The organism is Streptomyces sp. NPDC053076, from assembly GCF_044546845.1.
Taxonomy (GTDB): domain Bacteria; phylum Actinomycetota; class Actinomycetes; order Streptomycetales; family Streptomycetaceae; genus Streptomyces.
Genome location: NZ_JBITZL010000017.1, coordinates 1 through 16,166 on the forward strand (window position 1 = coordinate 1; position 16,166 = coordinate 16,166).

General features: G+C 71.3%; 11 protein-coding genes and 3 pseudogenes. 6 read left to right on the plus strand and 8 right to left on the minus strand.

Going from position 1 to position 16,166, the window contains the following annotated elements; all coding sequences use genetic code 11:
- On the minus strand, positions 1–1,191 hold a 1,191-nt coding region (locus ACIGYR_RS37725; protein ID WP_400014453.1), incomplete at its 3' end, for a helix-turn-helix transcriptional regulator.
- A gap of 161 nt (positions 1,192–1,352) precedes the next feature.
- Between ACIGYR_RS37725 and ACIGYR_RS37730 the strand changes: the two are divergent.
- A pseudogene (locus tag ACIGYR_RS37730) lies at positions 1,353–1,601 on the plus strand (DEAD/DEAH box helicase family protein); the annotation flags it as partial.
- A 229-nt stretch (positions 1,602–1,830) separates the two neighbouring features.
- On the opposite strand, the gene ACIGYR_RS37735 reads toward ACIGYR_RS37730, so the two are convergent.
- Together ACIGYR_RS37735 and ACIGYR_RS37740 are read right to left on the minus strand one after the other, a co-directional pair.
- Complete coding sequence (locus tag ACIGYR_RS37735) at positions 1,831–2,280, minus strand: hypothetical protein (RefSeq protein WP_399608430.1); 450 nt, start codon at positions 2,278–2,280, stop codon at positions 1,831–1,833.
- A gap of 142 nt (positions 2,281–2,422) precedes the next feature.
- The gene (locus ACIGYR_RS37740) at positions 2,423–2,806 is read right to left on the minus strand and encodes a hypothetical protein (RefSeq protein WP_399608433.1); all 384 of its coding nucleotides are present in this window, start codon (positions 2,804–2,806) and stop codon (positions 2,423–2,425) included.
- A 393-nt stretch (positions 2,807–3,199) separates the two neighbouring features.
- On the opposite strand from ACIGYR_RS37740, the gene ACIGYR_RS37745 reads away from it, so the two are divergent.
- Positions 3,200–3,766, plus strand: a complete 567-nt coding sequence (locus tag ACIGYR_RS37745) for a hypothetical protein (protein ID WP_399608436.1) — start codon at positions 3,200–3,202, stop codon at positions 3,764–3,766.
- A gap of 117 nt (positions 3,767–3,883) precedes the next feature.
- On the opposite strand, the gene ACIGYR_RS37750 is transcribed toward ACIGYR_RS37745, so the two are convergent.
- The 5 genes from ACIGYR_RS37750 to ACIGYR_RS37770 form a co-directional block, all read right to left on the minus strand.
- Complete coding sequence (locus ACIGYR_RS37750; protein ID WP_399608439.1) at positions 3,884–6,412, minus strand: DEAD/DEAH box helicase family protein; 2,529 nt, start codon at positions 6,410–6,412, stop codon at positions 3,884–3,886.
- A gap of 210 nt (positions 6,413–6,622) precedes the next feature.
- Positions 6,623–7,153 (minus strand): hypothetical protein, encoded by a 531-nt coding sequence (locus tag ACIGYR_RS37755; RefSeq protein ID WP_399608442.1) that lies wholly within the window; start codon positions 7,151–7,153, stop codon positions 6,623–6,625.
- Positions 7,150–9,606: a hypothetical protein gene (locus tag ACIGYR_RS37760; protein WP_399608445.1), complete on the minus strand. Its 2,457-nt coding sequence runs from the start codon at positions 9,604–9,606 to the stop codon at positions 7,150–7,152. The genes ACIGYR_RS37755 and ACIGYR_RS37760 overlap by 4 nt, the downstream gene beginning before the upstream one ends.
- A gap of 645 nt (positions 9,607–10,251) precedes the next feature.
- Positions 10,252–11,202: a TniB family NTP-binding protein gene (locus tag ACIGYR_RS37765; protein ID WP_399608559.1), complete on the minus strand. Its 951-nt coding sequence runs from the start codon at positions 11,200–11,202 to the stop codon at positions 10,252–10,254.
- Positions 11,203–11,378: 176 nt separating this feature from the next.
- Positions 11,379–12,266: a tetratricopeptide repeat protein gene (locus ACIGYR_RS37770; protein ID WP_399608447.1), complete on the minus strand. Its 888-nt coding sequence runs from the start codon at positions 12,264–12,266 to the stop codon at positions 11,379–11,381.
- Between the two features lie 119 nt (positions 12,267–12,385).
- Between ACIGYR_RS37770 and ACIGYR_RS37775 the strand changes: the two are divergent.
- The 4 genes and pseudogenes from ACIGYR_RS37775 to ACIGYR_RS37790 all read left to right on the plus strand — a co-directional run.
- Positions 12,386–12,920, plus strand: a pseudogene (locus ACIGYR_RS37775) (transposase); the annotation flags it as partial.
- A gap of 153 nt (positions 12,921–13,073) precedes the next feature.
- Positions 13,074–14,183: a hypothetical protein gene (locus ACIGYR_RS37780; protein ID WP_399608450.1), complete on the plus strand. Its 1,110-nt coding sequence runs from the start codon at positions 13,074–13,076 to the stop codon at positions 14,181–14,183.
- Positions 14,152–14,244 (plus strand): annotated as a pseudogene (locus ACIGYR_RS37785) (hypothetical protein); the annotation flags it as partial. The gene ACIGYR_RS37780 and the pseudogene ACIGYR_RS37785, both read left to right, overlap by 32 nt.
- A gap of 246 nt (positions 14,245–14,490) precedes the next feature.
- A complete protein-coding gene (locus ACIGYR_RS37790; protein ID WP_399608452.1) occupies positions 14,491–16,152 on the plus strand; it encodes a WD40 repeat domain-containing protein in 1,662 nt (553 codons plus the stop codon).
- Positions 16,153–16,166: the final 14 nt, after the last annotated feature.

The window sequence follows — 16,166 nt, forward strand, 5'->3', positions numbered from 1 at the left end:
GAGAACCGGGTGCCCGTCGGGCGCCTCGCAAGGGGCCGGGTCCATCGGCTCGGTACCGAGAGAGCCGGGCCGGTGCTCGGAGTGGCGCCGGCCGTTGGCGTCCGGTTCGCTCGCGCGGGTCGGTGGGTTGAGCGCGGTCATCAGCTGCAGCCCAGTGACGGCCGCAGATCCGACCGGGGTCATCACCCGCGTCGCGTACAGGCCCAGCACCCGGGCAAGCTCTGCGGGCTCCAGTTGGGCGGCGTGGCCCCAGGCGCGGTCGTCGAGGGCGTGCCAGGAGGGGATGCACAGCTGCACGCATTGGCGCCGCCCGCCGTGGGCGGGGCGGTAGATCCGCGCCCACGGTCCCAGCCCGCGCCGGGTCAGCTTCCACTCGGCACGCTCAAGCTGCTTGATGACCTTGTGCCCCTCCGGGAGCCGCCCGGCGAGCCGCTCCTCGTGCGACAGCTCGGCAGGCAGGCCATAGCGCTCGCACGCCGCCTCGGTGAGCACCAACAGCGGATCGGCGTCCTTCCCCGAACCGTGCAGCCGCTCCGCCCCGAGCCGCGCCTCGGTCAGCGTCCATTCCACCAGCGCGGGCAGGGACTTGGCGGGCACGTCCAGGATCAGACCGCCGACGCCGTAGCCGGTCACGTTCCGGTCGGCGTCCGCGTCCAGGACGAGCAGCGGCCCGTGCGCGTACGCGCCGCCGACCGCGGGCGAGTGTGCCGGGGCCGCCTTATTCGCAGCCGGGCGGCGCGAGGTGGTCATCGGTCGGGAGGCGGGTGCAGGCCGGGACGTCGCGGCCGGGGCGGGAGGAGCAGCAGGGGCAGCGGGCGCCGTGGTGTCGGACGCGCTCGGGGCCGCAGCATCGGGCTCCGGGCCTGACGGCGCGGTCGGGGCCTTCGGCGCCGCAGGGGGAGCGGTCTGCGGCGCGGCGGTGGCTTCCCGCGAGGCACCGGCGCTGTCTGTGGCGGGGTAGAGCTGTGCGAGCTGCTTGAGCAGGCGCGCGTACGCGTCCCGCTGCGGCGGACGCGGTTCGGTCTTGCCCGTTTCCCAGTCGCCGACGGTCGCGCGCCGCACGCCCAGGGCGGCAGCTACTTCGTCGAGGGTGAGCGCGTGAGCCTGGCGCAGCCGCCTGCGCTCCGCCGCCGGCGGCAGCGGCGACCGGGACGCGACCAGCGCGTCCACGGCGTCGAACAACTCGGACATGAAGCACCTCCGACCCCACCCTAGCCCACTAACCGGCCACATCACGCACATTCACCGTACAAATAACATGCATTCCGCGTACGCGTGTGGTGTGGCGGTGATACGGTGCCGCGTACGGAAGCCCCTCCGGCAGCTTCCGCTGCGGATCGAGGAAGAGCTGAATGACTGTGGCCGCTGCTCCCGCATCAAGCCGACCCGGAAGGGCGGTACTGCATCCTGACCAGACCAAGGCCGTCTCGCGGCTGGCCCGTCATCTGAACCGCCCAGGTACCCGCGGGCTGTTCGTGTCGGCGACGGGGACGGGCAAGACGCTGGTGTCTATTCGGGTGGCGGACGAGCTCGGCGCACGGCTGGTGCTGTTCGTGGTGCCCACGCTGGATCTGGCGGCGCAGACCGCGCTGGCCTGGCGCGGGGACGGTCACAGTGAGCACATGGTGATCGTGTCCTCGATGGACGCCGCCGGCCGGGCCGATCTGGTGGCGGCCCGCGTCATGTCGACCACCGATCCGCATGGACGTCGCGGTCCGCGTCCGGGCAGGTTGCGACAAGCACGACGCCGCCTGGCGGCGTCACGCTCGACAGACTACGGACCCGCTCCGCCTCGCGACGGCACATGCGGCAGGTGGTCCGCAGGGGGCCTCACGCCACGTGCAGGTGCCGACCTCGGCGCAGGGTCTCCTCGTCCTTCGTGGCGGGCGGTTCCGGCACGGCCTGGAGGGGGCCCGTCTCGGCGGTGTCCTCGGGCTTGCGGTTCAGCTTCGACCTGAGGCCCTTGAGCTTGCTCTTGATGTGCGGCGCGGCCTTCACGGCGACGGCGCCGAGCGCGGCGGCGGCGACGGTGGCGGCGATGCCGATCACCACGCCGTTCGCGACGCCTTCTTGACGGCCTTCTTCCCTCGCCTCAGCCTTGATTTCGTCGAGTTCGGCGTCGGCCGGGTAGAGCACGGCGTGTCCAGCGAGCACGTTAGCGGCGTCCCGCAGGAGGGCGCTGATCCCCCCGGGACTGCTCGAATCCGAGAGGCTCGTCCCAGCCGGGCGTTCTACCACGAACACGTCTCGGATGGTCCCGGTCTCTTCGTCATAGGCCATGGGAGCACTGTAGGGGGCATCGCCTTTGCCGGGACGGGGTATCCGACAGATGACCCTTGGCCCAGGTGCTCTTCTGCCGGCGGCGCTGCCGCACCACAATCTCGGACTTGCCTTCCCCTTACGAGCTACCGGACTTCGCTGTTCAGTCCACGCCGTTGAGATAGTGGGTGTCGGGACGCTGCCGGGAGACGTCCGGGCGGAGCCGGTGCTTGAGAGCGTGCCAGCGGTGCCGGGCGCCTTGCCGCGAGAGGTGCCATGCGCGGCCGAGGTCCGCGAGGCTGGCGCCTTTCGCGACGGCCCGTGAGGTGTAGATCAGCCGAAGATCGTCCAGCGCTTTCTGGTGGTCCTCCACAGCCGTCAGCAGAGCGAGCATGGCTTCCTTGTCGCTCTCGCCGCCCCACTGGGTTGATGACTGGCTGAGCGGCAGCATGACGCCGGTCTGGACGTGCGGGGAGGCCGCCGACTTCGCCGCGTGCCGCTGGACCAGCGTGTGCAAGAGGCGCAGACAGTCCCGGTGATCCGCCATGCGACAAGAGTACTTGTCGCTTCGTCAGGCATGCTTGGTCCGCTGACCTGGGAGGACAAGAGACGGTCTTGCTTTTTCCGCGACACTGAGCCGAAAATCACCGCATCTCACCCCTGCCCTGAAACACCGCAGGGACAAGACAGCACGGGCGAAGGAGACACCTCCCTCGCCCTTTTTCATGCCCGCATCCGGGCGCAGCCGGTGCCGTCCGGCTGCCGCACCACCCCTTCACGGGCCCCGCTCACCACTGAGCGGGGCCTTTCCCATGCCCGCGTCCGGCCGCGGGCCACACGAAAGGCACACCCCATGCCCGACATCTCCCGTGACCCCGTCTACCTCTGGCTCATTGGCGCCCACCCCACCACCGGACCCGGCGCTCCCACCCCGGCAGACATGTCTGCGCGAAGGCCGGCCGCCGCTTCCGCTGCCGACATCGCCCGCCGCGAGGGCATCGACCTGGGCGACCTCTCCGCCTACCGGCGCCGCGACCGGCGCGGCCGCCGGGGGAGGGGGCACAGGCCCACCATGTTCGAAGCCGTGACCCGCTTCGCGACGGTGGGCCTGCGCATCCCGCGGCAGGCGGCAGTCACGCACGGGCAGCGGTGGGCATCCTCGGGCATCACCGGGCCGGACGAGGCCCTGGAATGGATCAGACTGCTGGGCATCGGCGGCCTCGACACGGCACTGCGCCTGCGCAGCAAGGGCGTCACACCCGCCATGGAGAAGACCCGCCAGGAAGCCGAGGAACAGGCCCGGCTCGCGGCCCGGGCCGCAGAAGACCGCGTCTGGGCCGAGATCGCCGGACGGTACCGCCCCGGCATCGCGGCACAGCTCCGGCTGAACGGCTGCACCCCGGACATACTCGAACGCGTCATCAACGGCAAGACCGCCGACCAGATGCTCCGCGAAGGACGTCCCGTCCAGATCGTCATCAACGCCCTTCGCGAAGCCCACGGCTGAACCCCCTGCGGTGCCGCGCCGCGCCATCCCTCGCGGGGAAGCTGCCTGTGCCCGCCGCGAGCCTGCCAGTGGACGAGGCCCTGCGGCGGGCCCAGAACCCACTTGCCGGGCGTTGACTCAGAGGGAGGAGGACACCGGTTCGGCGAAGGCGGTGAAGAACCGCTCACCGGTCAGCTTGTGGTGCGCCAACTGCTCCCGCACCACCTGTTCGTCCGCCCAGCGGTCCGGACTCCCGGCGAGCGCGGCCGCGTAGCTCGTCACGGCTTCCTTCAGCTTGTCGAACAAGGCCGATGTGACGATGCGCATGCCCGGCACCGCTGTGGCCTTGGCGTCGCTGACCCGGCTGGGGTGCAGCATGACCGCCAGGGCCTCCACCTCCGGGTTGTGGTCGTTCAGCCAGCGGACGCTGCCGCCGAGCTGGTCCATGTCCTTCTTCGCGATCGTGTCGGTGACACACCCGGTCTTCAGCTCGCATACGGCCTGCCGCGCGGCCGAGAGCGCCCACAGGTTGTCCGGGCCCGTGCCGTACAGCTTCTCCGGACGCGTGCTGGCGAAGCCGAGATGCAGTCCGAGCTGCTGCCAGGCCCGCTCGGCGTCGTCGGAGCGCTCGTCATCGCCCCACACGACATCCTCGAACAGCTCCTGCACGCCAAGCCTGAGGCTGACGCCGTCGCGGTAGCGGTCCGCGAGGAAGTTGGCGGCGGCACGCGACTGCACCGCGGCCGCCCTGAGCTGCACGGGGACGGCGCCATGCACGGACCGCAGGACGAACGTGTTGTCGTTCAGCGCCCCGGCCAGTGCCTGCTGGGCAGCCACGGGATCGGTCAGGTGCAGATAGGCGGCCTTCTGCTCGCGCAGCCAGCCCCGCAGCGCCCTGTCCCTCTCGCCGAGATCGTTCACCGCCTTCTGCACCCGCTCGGCCGCGGCCGGGGCGCGGCCGGTGGCCGCGAGATCGAAGGCCTCCCGCAGTGCGACGGCCTCCGGCCGCACCGTCCCGTGGTCGGCGTAGCGGACCTCCGCCAGCGCCCGACGGCTGCGCTCCCTCCACTGCGGCACCCGCCCCAGGCAGGCCCGCAGCGCCTGGCGCACCGCGTCCAGCCCCTCACCCTTGATCTGCCCGGCGATGACCCGGCTCAGCTTTAGCTGCGCCTGGGTCGCCGGGGAGAACAGAGCCAGGTGCCGGGCATCGTGGATCGCCGTGGCGAGCTTCGCCCCCAAAAGCAGGACCGCGCAGTAGTCCTCGCCGTCGCGCACGCCCCGGCCCATGCCTTGCTCGATCCGCTGAACCTCGCGGGCCAGGCGGACCGTGCTGTCGGCCAGCGCGAGAGCCTCGCGCCGCTCCACCCCATCCAGCGGCCTGGGGACCCCGTCGAGGATCAGCAGACGGCAGGCGCCGGCCGGAAGGTTGACCCCGTCGTACTTGTTGACGAGCACCACCAGGCCCACATGGCCGGCCTGGAGTTTCTTCACGCCCGCCTCGAGGTCGCCGACCCGCCAGATGTGGGGGGCGTGGCGTGTCCAGGCGGCGGCGGCCCGTTCGCTGGGCACCAGCACGACCACGTTGACCGGCGTGGTCTCGGCCACACCGTCCCCGTCCTGGTCCCCGTCGGCGAACTGGCGGGCCAGGACCCGTACGGCCTCGTCGCCCAGATCCGGGTTGAGTGCCACCGGGGCCAGAATCATCCGCTCCCCGAGGTCGGCGGCGCTGCCCGGCGTGACGGGCTTGGCGACGAGTGCCGGGTCGGCACCGAAGTCGGTGACCAGGGCGCTGTCGTCGGCGAGCGTCGCCGTCAGGTAGACCCGGCGGCGGGCCCGCACGAACGACGGGATGCGGTCGATCGGCGGGCACGAGGGCCGGATCTCGATCGCCGAGGACGTCGCCGTCGCGGTGCACAAGTGCAGTACCTCCGCGATCAGCGGCCATACGAACTCGAAGGCACGCTCCAGGCGGTGGGGGCGAAGGATCCTCAGCACCTCGTCGTGCTTGTCCGCCCACGCCCAGAACGGGATCGGTGCCAAAGCGGTGGGGTCCCGGTCCTCCAGCGCCGACCAGGCGTTCGCCGACTGGTGGCGCAGATCCTGCGCGAACAGCTCCAGCAGCTTGTCGTACGCCTCATGGCTGGCCGGCACGCGCAGCCGGAATTGGTCCTCGGTGCGGGCCAGCGCGGCGTGGGCGTCGTCGACGACGACGATGCCCAGGTCGGCCGGTTCCTTGCCGTCCCCGACGACCCCGAAGACCGACTTGCCGTTGATCAGCTTCTGGTAGTTCGTCACCAGCAGCGCCTGGGCGGTGAGGAACGCCGGGTCCCGGGGATCCTCCGTGGTCGCCACGTTCAGCAGGGCGGCCTCCTCGCGGACCTGGGTGACCAGGTAGTTGTCCGGCGTCAGGTACACCGCCTTGCCGACGCCTTCGTTCAGGGTGCTCTGTGCGATCAGCAGGCCGACGGCTGTTTTGCCCCCGCCGGTGTTCTGCTTGATCACCACATCGCGGTCGTGGCGCCGGTGATCGAACCACTCGTCCAGCACCTCGCCCTGCTCGTGGCGCAGATACGGCCACGGGCGGTTGGCCAGTCCTGCGTAGATGTCCCGGGGCCGCAGAAGCGCCTCGCTGTCCCCCGTGCCGATCCGGTCCCAATCCAGCGCCATCGCGCCGTCCCTCCCTCTTCTGCCCTGACAGCTCTGAGCCGTCCGGTCCTACGCGTCTTCGATGCCGCCGTGCGCCGGCGATCCGCTCCTGCGCCCGAGGCGTCGCACACCTGCACTGCTCAAGCTGTGGCGGTGGCTCCGACGTTCCCGGGCGGGCGCTTCCTGGCTTGCCGGCAACGGCATCCGGAACCACCCGCCCGGGAACATGCATCAGGCCGGTGCGGCCGACCGGTCACCGGTGCCGTCTCCGGTCGCCCGGGGACGAACGACCCGCGACGCGGGTCGCGACGTGACCTGGGCGAGCCACTGGTCCTGGGTGACCACGGGCCACGTACGCGGCCCCATGCGACCCCGCACCCCGATCAGGTCGGCGGCCCGTCCCTCAGCGGCCTCGATCGCCTTCGGCGGGCTGAACGGATCGGCCGCCACGACGAACACCCCCGCGAAGACCCGGGCCCGCTCCGGATGCCGGAAGTGATTGCGCAGCCGGGCGCCGACGCCGCCGTCACGGTGGGCCTTGCCCAGCCACCGCAGCCGCCCGTCGGCGTCGACCGCCAGGTACAGCCCGGCGAGCACCTCGTCCAGCACCGCGAGCGTCTGCGCCCGATGGCCGGGCTCCAGGCTGTGCAGGACGGGCCAGTCGCCGCGCACCAGCGGGCCCAGCGCCGTCCAGGCATGGCGAAGTACCCGCGCGTCGGCCACCGGCCCGGCTATCGGCTCCGTGCAGCAGTCCCCGCTCACAGCGCGATCACCGCCAGGGTGGCCGCGTCCAGCAGCTGAGCGATCTTCCCGGCCTCCTCTTTGATCTTGCCGAAGTCCTGTACGTACAGCTTCTGCAGCTCGGCGGGCTCCTCCGGGGCGCCAGCGTCCTCACGGGCGCTCACGGCGTCCTGGATGATCGCCAGGAGCTGGCGGAGCTGCTCGACGACGGCCGCGACGCTCTCGGTGTTGCTGGTCACCGCGGAGGCCAGTTCCGCGCGCAGGCGGGTCATGCGGGCCCGCGCGTCCTCTGGGATCTCCTCCGCGAGTTCCACGGTGTCTCCGCCACTGCCCGCGCCCTCGGTGCCGGTGGCGGTGTCCGCGGGCGGCTTCGGGCGCTCGCCCTTGCGGAACGACGTCAGGGGGAAGAGGTTGTCGAACCACTCCTTGTCGGCGAGGACCCCCTCGCGCGGGTGACCGAGCGGGTCGGGTGCCCAGAAGGTGCCCGGCGCCTCACCAGGCACACCGAAGCCGGCGTCGGGCGCGTAGAGGATCTCTTCGGCGAACGCCACCAGCAGTTCGCGGGTTACCCCCTGCGGCGGGGCGGTGTAGGCGTTCACCAGCGACTGGACCGCGCTGGACGGCGAGCGTCGCACACCCTTGCGGTCCGCAGCCTTGAACGAGCCCTCGTTGGGCGTGAGGAACGGCTCAGCACCGCTGATCATGCCGGGTACCAGATGCCGCCGTACCAGGATCTCCCAGGCTGCGGCATCCCCCTGGCGGCAGGCGGTCAGCAGCGAGGCGAGGCTGCGCGCATCGGGCCGCACTCCGAACTGCACCTCGGTCTTGCCGAACAGGCCCTCGGCGGCGGCGAGGGGACCGGGCCGGAGAAAATGCTGAGCGACCACGGCCGCCCAGATCTGCGTCCGCCGCTTGGCTCTCTCCCCGTTCCTCTGAGCCCAGGAAGCCTCCTGCAGGGTGGCACGCACCACCGGCCAGTACCGGCCGGTGGGCATCGGCGCACGCGGCGCGAGGTTCTCCGGACGCGGTGGGACCGGAGGGAACAGCATGACGGTGGCGCAGCGGATCGCCACGTCCCGCAGGGTCATGGGGCTCACCTCGTCGCCCGGCGGCAGCAGGACCTCGAGCGCGTCAAGCGCGCGGGCCCCGACCAGAGCGTCGGCGATCGCGTCCTCGTGCAGCTCACCGGCCGCGATGCGGCCCTGGGCGACTTCCTGGGCGAGCAACTCGCCCAGCCGGCCCGCGGCCTGGTAGGCCTTGACCAGGGTCGACCACAGCCCCAGGGAGCGGTCCATGTCCTCGTAGTCCAGCTGGCCGCGCAGGTGCTCGTGCACATTCAGCTGGCGCAGCGACTCCTCCAGCCGTTCCGGCTTCTTGGCACCGACCACGACCCGGGCCGGCACCTGCGCGATCCGCACCGCCCGCTGCGCACGCCCTTCCGGGTCCCGGTCGGGGGCGGCCAACTCGGCGTTGAGCAGGGCGCTGATCCGCCGCAGGATTTCACCCAGCCCCCGCACGACCATCCGCCGGTTCTCCTCCTCACCAGGCAGGCGCAGCAGAGCCTGAGGCACCCCGGTCAGAAGCTGCTCCGCCGACACCCCGAACGTCTCCAGCCGTGCATCGGTCCGGTTGGCCCCCGTGGCCTGCTGACCCCGCCAGACGTGTCGCCGCGACCCGTCCGGATCGATCACGGGAGTCCGTTGCAGCACGACCACGGTGGATTCCCGCTGGCCCTCCTGCATCAGGGACTCCGCCAGATCGTAGGGGCGCTGCTGCGCCCGACGCCGCAGCATCTTCACGGCGTAGCGCTGCACCTCGGCGGCCACCTCCGCACGGACCTCCTGCGTGGTGAGAGCCGCGAGCGGGGCCCCGTCCTCGGTCACGGCCCGTACAACCGGCAGCGGACGCCGCCCGCCCAGCGCTTGCTCGCACGCCTCCAGCCCCTCCTGCGCGCGCGCCAGTTCTTCCTCGGCGGTCTTCACCGCGGCCACCGCCGCGTCCCTCTCGGCTGGCGCCGCGGTCGAGGCCAGCGCCCGCAGCGACGCCTTCGCCTTCCGCACCCCGACGTCCCAGGCGGCCACCAACCTCTGCTGGTCGACGAGTTCCTCCAGGCGCTCCTGGTTCTCGGCAGACGGATGCAGCCAGGCGCTGCGCGTACGGTCGTTGATGACCCAGGGCAGCGTCCCCGCCCCGTGCAGCTCTACCTTCAGCACCAGCAACGCCCCGTCGGTGTCAGGCTGCTCGATGTGGTAGGCCGTGTGGCGCAGGAATCGGCTCCCGCGGCGGCGCTCGGTGACGCGCTTGGCCTCGTTCCGGCCGAGCGCCGGGGCGAGAGCTTCCAGCACGGCCTGGCGGGGAACGGGCACGAAGCCCTCGGCCACGCAGGTGTTGAAGATGGCCTCGTAGAGATTCTCCGCCCAGGTCAAGTTGGTCGGAGGCGGGAAAGACCCCTCACGGGTCTCTTGGGTAGACATGAGAAACAGACGGTCCCTGATTTCGGGAGCCCTCGTGGTTCCGGGCGCGACTCGGCGCATCCGGCGGCGCCGGGTGCGGCACGCACCCGGACCGCGGGCACTCCTGTCCAGGGAGCACCGGCGAGGGCCGCCGTCACCGTCACGCACCTCGTAAGCGCGTAGCGGCGAAGACCGTCTGCCCCTTCGAGTCCACCGCCGGAGACTGGGCACGCCACCGCAGGCTCAGCCTCGAACAGCAGGCGGCCTCCGCGGCGCACGGCTCGCGCCCACTCCGCCGACGGCGGCACGGGGCTGGCAGGTCGTCAGGACCACTGACGTGCCCCGATAGGGTGCCAGTTACCACACGAATCAGACAAGTTGGATTAAATAATCCATGCAAGACGCGCGTAGAGCACACAGCTCACGCACAGCGGCTAACGCTCGGAGGGGGGCTTGTTGGTGTGTCGCGGGCTTGCTGGTCTGGTGTGTTGTGGGTTCGTTGAGAGAGGCCGGGTGCGCGGTTCCAGCGGGCAGTTAGGGGTGTGAGCTGGGGTTGTGTCGTGTGCACTGAGTGGGGCCGGGCTCGTTGTGGGTTTCGCTAGCGTGTAAAGGCTCGGTTGGTGTTTGTGCTGGTCAGCGCTGTTTTGCCTGTTCGGTGGGCGGGAGTTAGCGGCTGCGGGTGGGGCGTCTGTGTTGTTCGGCGAGGTGGTCGAGCTGTACCGCTTCGAGGGCAGCTTTGGTGATGCGTTCGGTGCCGTCGTGGATGGCGGTGATGGCTGCTTGGCGGATAAGCCTTGTGAGAGATCCGATGCGGCCGGCGGTGCGCTGGTGGAGGTAGGCGGCGTGCCGGAGGAGGACGCCGGGTTTGTGGTGGGTGAGGTCGAGGGCGTTCTCGATGTCGGTGATGACGTCGCGGAAGGGCTGGCGGGTGCCGTGGCGGGCGGGGAGGGGGCCGCAGGTGATGAGGGTGGCGCGTCCGGCGAGCTGGGCGCCGCGGGTGCCGCTGAACAGAGGTGTGTCGGTGACGTTGATGCCGGCGTACACGAAGGTGGCGGGCAGGCGTTCGGTGAGGTCTTTGAGCAGGTCGGCGGTCTGGGCGCCGGTGGTGGTGCGGGGGTTGAGGCGGTGGATCTCGTCGATGAGGACGAGTCGGACGCCCGCTTGGGTGTAGGTGTGGCAGACGGCGTCGGTGATCTGGGTCTGGGTCATGCGGGTGGTGGTGGGGATGCCGAGGTAGCGGGCGAACTCGGTGATGAGGGTTTTCGCGGTGGCGCCGGGCGGGACGAGGACGTACGCCACGGGTGCCGTGGAGTGGGCTGATCCGGGCGGTGCGGGGTTTTTGCGGGTGTGGGCGAGGTGGCAGGTGCGGCCGATGTTCAGCAGGGCGGTGGTTTTCCCGGCTGCGGCGGGTCCGGTGACGATGAGGGAGGGCCGTGCGGTGGTCTGCTGGTGGCGGCCGAGGATCATCAGGGTGCGGACCTGGGTGGCGAGCTGGCTGATGGCGGGGGTGCGGATGGTGACGAAGGCGGAGTGGATGCCGGTGTGGATGGTGGGATACCGTCTTGCACGTCTACCAGGCCGTGCTCGGGAGGCAGATCGGGGTCGGTTAATCCTGATTGTTGAGGTTCAGTTGTTGGCCGGCCTGAGCCGGCCTTCGAAGGCGAACTGGAAGACGTTCAGGGGTGCCTTCCAGCGCACCCCCCTGGTACGAAGCTGCTCAGCGCGCAGAGGGTCCGTGCCGCAGCAGATCATCATGTCAAGCCTGCCCATCGGCACCGGGGCCGCCGGGGGCCTCATTGCCGGGGCTGGCCGGCCGAAGCGCTCTCGAGCCACTGCGCCAGTCGGAGCACTCCGTCAAGATCTGGCTGGTAGACGTGGGGTTGGTCTCCGGCCAGGGGACGGTAAAGTTCCGCGGACTCCTCGGCCGCGATGAGCGCCGCTGTCAGGAGGCGCGCTTCTTTCAGACCCGCTGCCAGCTGGTACAGGGTCAAAGCCAGCTTCGGGCGGTAGACCTCCGGCTGCTCCTGCGCCAGCTGCCGGTAGATGGAGACCGCCTCACCCAAAGCGCCGACAGCTTGCCCGTGTTGGCCATTAGCCAGCCTCAGCCGCACGATGAAGTGGTACGTGGCAGCCAGGTCGGACAGGTGGGTTCTGGATCGAAGAGCCAGGCGGCGTCGGATTGCGAGAGCCTCCTCGGCCGCATGCAACGCCTCCCCCTTCCGCTCGTCGAGATCGTCCAGACGTGCGGCGAGAAGGTACAACGCGCAGCCCAGCTCGGTCAGGCAGTAATCCTGCAAAGACTCGTCCTGCGGGCGAAGGGTGGCGACGGCTTCCTCGGCCGTGGCGAGCGCCTCCTCGGGCCGGCCGCACCCGGCCAGGCCGAGCGAGAGATTCCTCAGGGCGGAGCCCAGGTACGCTACATACGGGTCCGGGCGCTGGGCGGCGAGTTGCCGGTACAGCCCGACGACCTGCTCGGCGAGGCTCCGGCTCTCCTCGTACCGGCCCTGCCTGTGCAACACCACCGCCTGATCCCGCAGGGACTGCGCCCTCTCGGCCATCTCTGCCAGGGATGCCGGGATCGGCTCGGCCTCCTGGCGGCCCAGCTGACGGCGCCTCCACAGACGCGACAGTCGACCGGGCTTGTGCTCCTGGGCGGACGGGCCGGCGGAGCGGTCGGTCATCGCGGAAGCCCCCTCCGGTCGTCATCGGGCGCACGAGGGCGCACCGCCGCCGCGCGCAGTCGCGCCCGCCACCGCACCGGCAACAGGCTAGCGGCCCCCTCTGCCACTGGGCAGATGACGACGACACGCTCTGGGGCGTCAACCGGCGCAAGAAGGAGGCCGCGAACACCCTGACTGCGCTGAGGTCAATCCGGGCGGCCCGCCCGGACGGCGCCCCGATCTACGTCATCCTGGACAATCTGTCCGCCCACAAGGGCGAGACCATCCGGCGCTGGGCAAAGAAGAACCGGGTCGAGCTGTGCTTCACCCCGACCTACGCGTCCTGGGCCAACCGCGATCGAGGCCCACTTCGGGCCGCTGCGGCAGTTCACCATCGCTAACTCCAACCACCGCAACCACACTGCACAGACCCGAGCCCTGCACGCCTACCTCCGCTGGCGCAACGCGAACGTCCGCCATCCCGACGTGCTGGCCGCCCAACGCCGCGAACGCGCCCGTATCCGCAGCGAGAAGGGCGTCCGCTGGGGCGGCGCACTGGCCGGAGGCCGCCCGCGACGCCCTGCACGACACCCTCCATCTCCAGGACATCACGACGAACCTGCTGCTCCTGGCCCGTCTCGACGCGAAGGGCCCCGAACTCGAGGACCGTCCTGATCGAGCACGTCGACCTGCCCGCACTGATCCGGGACGCGGTCGCCCGCCGTGACGTGCCCGACCGCCTCCGTCTGGTCGTCGACGCGGCCGGCGGACCCGCGTCGGTGACGGGCCACCGAGGCCTGCTCGCCCGGGTCCTGGCGAACCTGCTCGGTGGACCACGAACGCTGGCAAGCGGTACTGGAGGTGGCCAACGACGGCCCGCTCATCCCTCCCGAACACCAGGAGACGATCTTCGAGCGGGAGGAGCGCTGGCGGGACGCGGCCGCGGATGTGGCGGCCGAACCGCGCGCCGAGAGCGCGGACGACGAGCCCCCGTACCGGGGGATGGCCCGTTTCGAACCCGCCGACGCCGATCTGTTCTTCGGCCGTGACGACCTCACGGAGCGTCTGTTCCAGCAGGCCCGCACCCGCCGGTTCACCGCGGTCTTCGGACCGTCGGGCAGCGGCACGTCCCTGCTGCGCGCCGGCCTGATCCCGCGGCTGCGCGGCACCGCCGGGCCGCGACCGGCTGCCGTGCGCGTGCTGACGCCCGGTGGTCATCCGATGGCCCGTCACGCCGAGCGGCTGGTACCGGCCGACGGGGACGGGGACACGTGGCTGGTCGTGGACCAGTTCGAGGAGCTCTACACCCTGTGCACCGATCCCGCGGAACGGGACCGGTTCGTGGACGGGCTGCTGGCCGCCACCGACCCTGCCGGCCGACTGCGGGTCGTCATCGCGGTGCGCGCCGACTTCCTCGGCCGCTGCGCCGCGCATCCCCGGCTGACCGCCGCGTTGCAGGACGAGACCGTGCTGGTCGGGCCGATGAGCCGGGACGAGTTGCGCGAGGCCGTCGTCAAACCCGCCCAGGCCGCCGGCCTGATCGTCGAGCGTGCCCTGACGGCCCGCATCCTGGACGAGGTCGAGGATGAACCCGGCGCGCTGCCTCTGATGTCGCACGCCCTGCTGGAGACGTGGCGCCGCCGGAAGGGCCGCTCCCTCACGGTCGAGGCGTACGAGGCGGCGGGCGGTCTGCACGGTGCGATCGCCCGTACGGCCGAGAAGGCGTACGGTCGGCTCACCCGGACCCAGGCCGCGCTTGCCCGCCGGATCCTGCTGCGGCTCGTGACCCCGGGCGAGGGCACCCCTGACACCCGGCGGCCCGCTCCGCGCCCGGAGCTCGACTTCGACAACCCCCGGGGATACGGCCGTAGTCCTGGACCACCTCGCCCGCGCCCGCCTGCTCACCCTGGACCACGACACGGTCGACCTCGCTCATGAAGCCCTGATCACCGCTTGGCCACGGCTGCGGGGGTGGATCGATGAGGCGCGCGAGCGACTGCGCCTTCACCGCCGGCTCACGGAAGCCGCCCGCGCCTGGGACGAGCTCGATCGCGACCCGGGCGCCCTGTACCGCGGTGCCCGGCTGGCCCTTGCCTGGGATGCCTTTGCCTCACCCGGACGACGAGCTGAACTGACTGCTGTCGAGTCGGAGTTCCTGGCAGCCGGTCTGGAGGCGCGCGAGCGCGAACGGAAGGCCGCCCTGCGCACCACCCGGCGTCTGCGTTCTCTGGTCGCCGCCCTGACGGTGCTGCTGCTGGTGGCCTGCGCCGCCGTGGTCGTCTCGCTTCAGCAGCGCGCGACGGCGCGCAGCGAGCGGGCCACCGCGATCGCTCGCCAGGTCGCCGCAGAGGCGGACCGGCTGCGCGCCGCGGACCCTCCCTCCTCCGAACAGGACGAAGCGCTGGCGGCGCAGCTCGACATCGCCGCGTACCGCATGCGGCCCTCGCCGCAGACGTACACGAACCTGGTCGACGAGGCCACCGCTCCGCTGTTCACCGAGGTGTGGACCCGGACCAAGGACGTACCGCTCAACTACTACGCCCCGAACAACGGCCGAGTGGGCTACGACTCGGCCCGTCGCGTCCTGGCCCTGGTCGGATCCGACGTCATCTGGCTGTGGGACACGTCGCGTTTCGGCCACCCCGCGCGGGTGGGCCGTGCCCTGACGGGGTGGCAGGTTGCAGTGAGCCCCGACGGGCAGGTGCTGGCCGTCCAGGACAACGACGGGGCCGTCAGCCTGTGGAACATCTCCTACCTCCGTCATCCGGGCCGGCTCGGCCGGCTGCGCCCGCCCGGAGACGCCACAGGCGATTTCCTGGCCTTCAGCCATGACGGCGCTCTACTCGCCGTAGGGGGTGAGGACACTTCTCTGTGGGACGTACGCGCCCCCGAACGCCCGCAGCCGGCCGTGCGGTCGCTGCCGGGCGACCTCGCGGCACTCAGCCCGCGCGCACCTCTGCTGGCCACGCTCGACACCGCGGACGGCGCGGTGCGACTGTGGGACGTCTCCCGTCCCCGTCGTCCCGCCCGGCTGTCCGTGGTCCGCGTCCGGGACGCGAACGAGGCGCTGCTCGCCTTCAGCCCGGACGGGCGGACCCTGGTGACGGGCGGTACCGAGGACGGCAACGTACGTCTGTGGGACACCAGCGACCCGGCGCATGCGGTGGCCTTGCAGGAGCAGATCAGTACCCCGGACGGCACGCGAGCCGACGCGGTGGCATACAGCCCCGACGGCCGGATCCTCGCCGTCACCGGGGACAGCGGGATCCAGCTGTGGAACGTCACGGACCGGACGCAGCCTGCGCGCCTCGGAAAGCCGCTGGGCCGCCGGTCACGGGGAGAGATGGGCCTGGCATTCGGCCCGGATGGACGGAGCCTGATCGCGGACGACACGCATGCGCTCCGGGTGTGGCGCCTGCCGCCGACCGCGCTCGTCGTCTGTGCCGCCCCGGACCTGTCCGGGTTCAGCGCCGATGGCCGCACGATGGCCTCCACGTGCGAGGGAGGACCGGTGCGGCTCTGGGACACCACCGATCCGGACGCGCCCCGGCCTGTCGCCGGCTCTCTTCCGGGCTGGGCCGCGGTCTTCGCGCCGCACGGACATATCCTCGCCGTCGCGTCCTTCGACGGTGGGGTACGGCTGTACGACGCGACCGACCCGTCCCGGCCGCGTCCCCTCGGCCGCATGCCCGCCGCGGACGACCACGGCGTCACAGCCATGACCTTCGACACCGACGGGCACACCCTCACCGCGTACGAGGAGCAAGGCCCGGATGACACAGGCGACCCCCGGTTTCGCACCTGGGACATCACGGACCCGTCCCGGCCCCGCCTGCTCCGTCGCAGCGTCCTCATGGCCGAGGAGGGCGGGGCGACGACCCCGACGTCAGTCCGGACGGACGCATGATCGCTCTCCCCGTG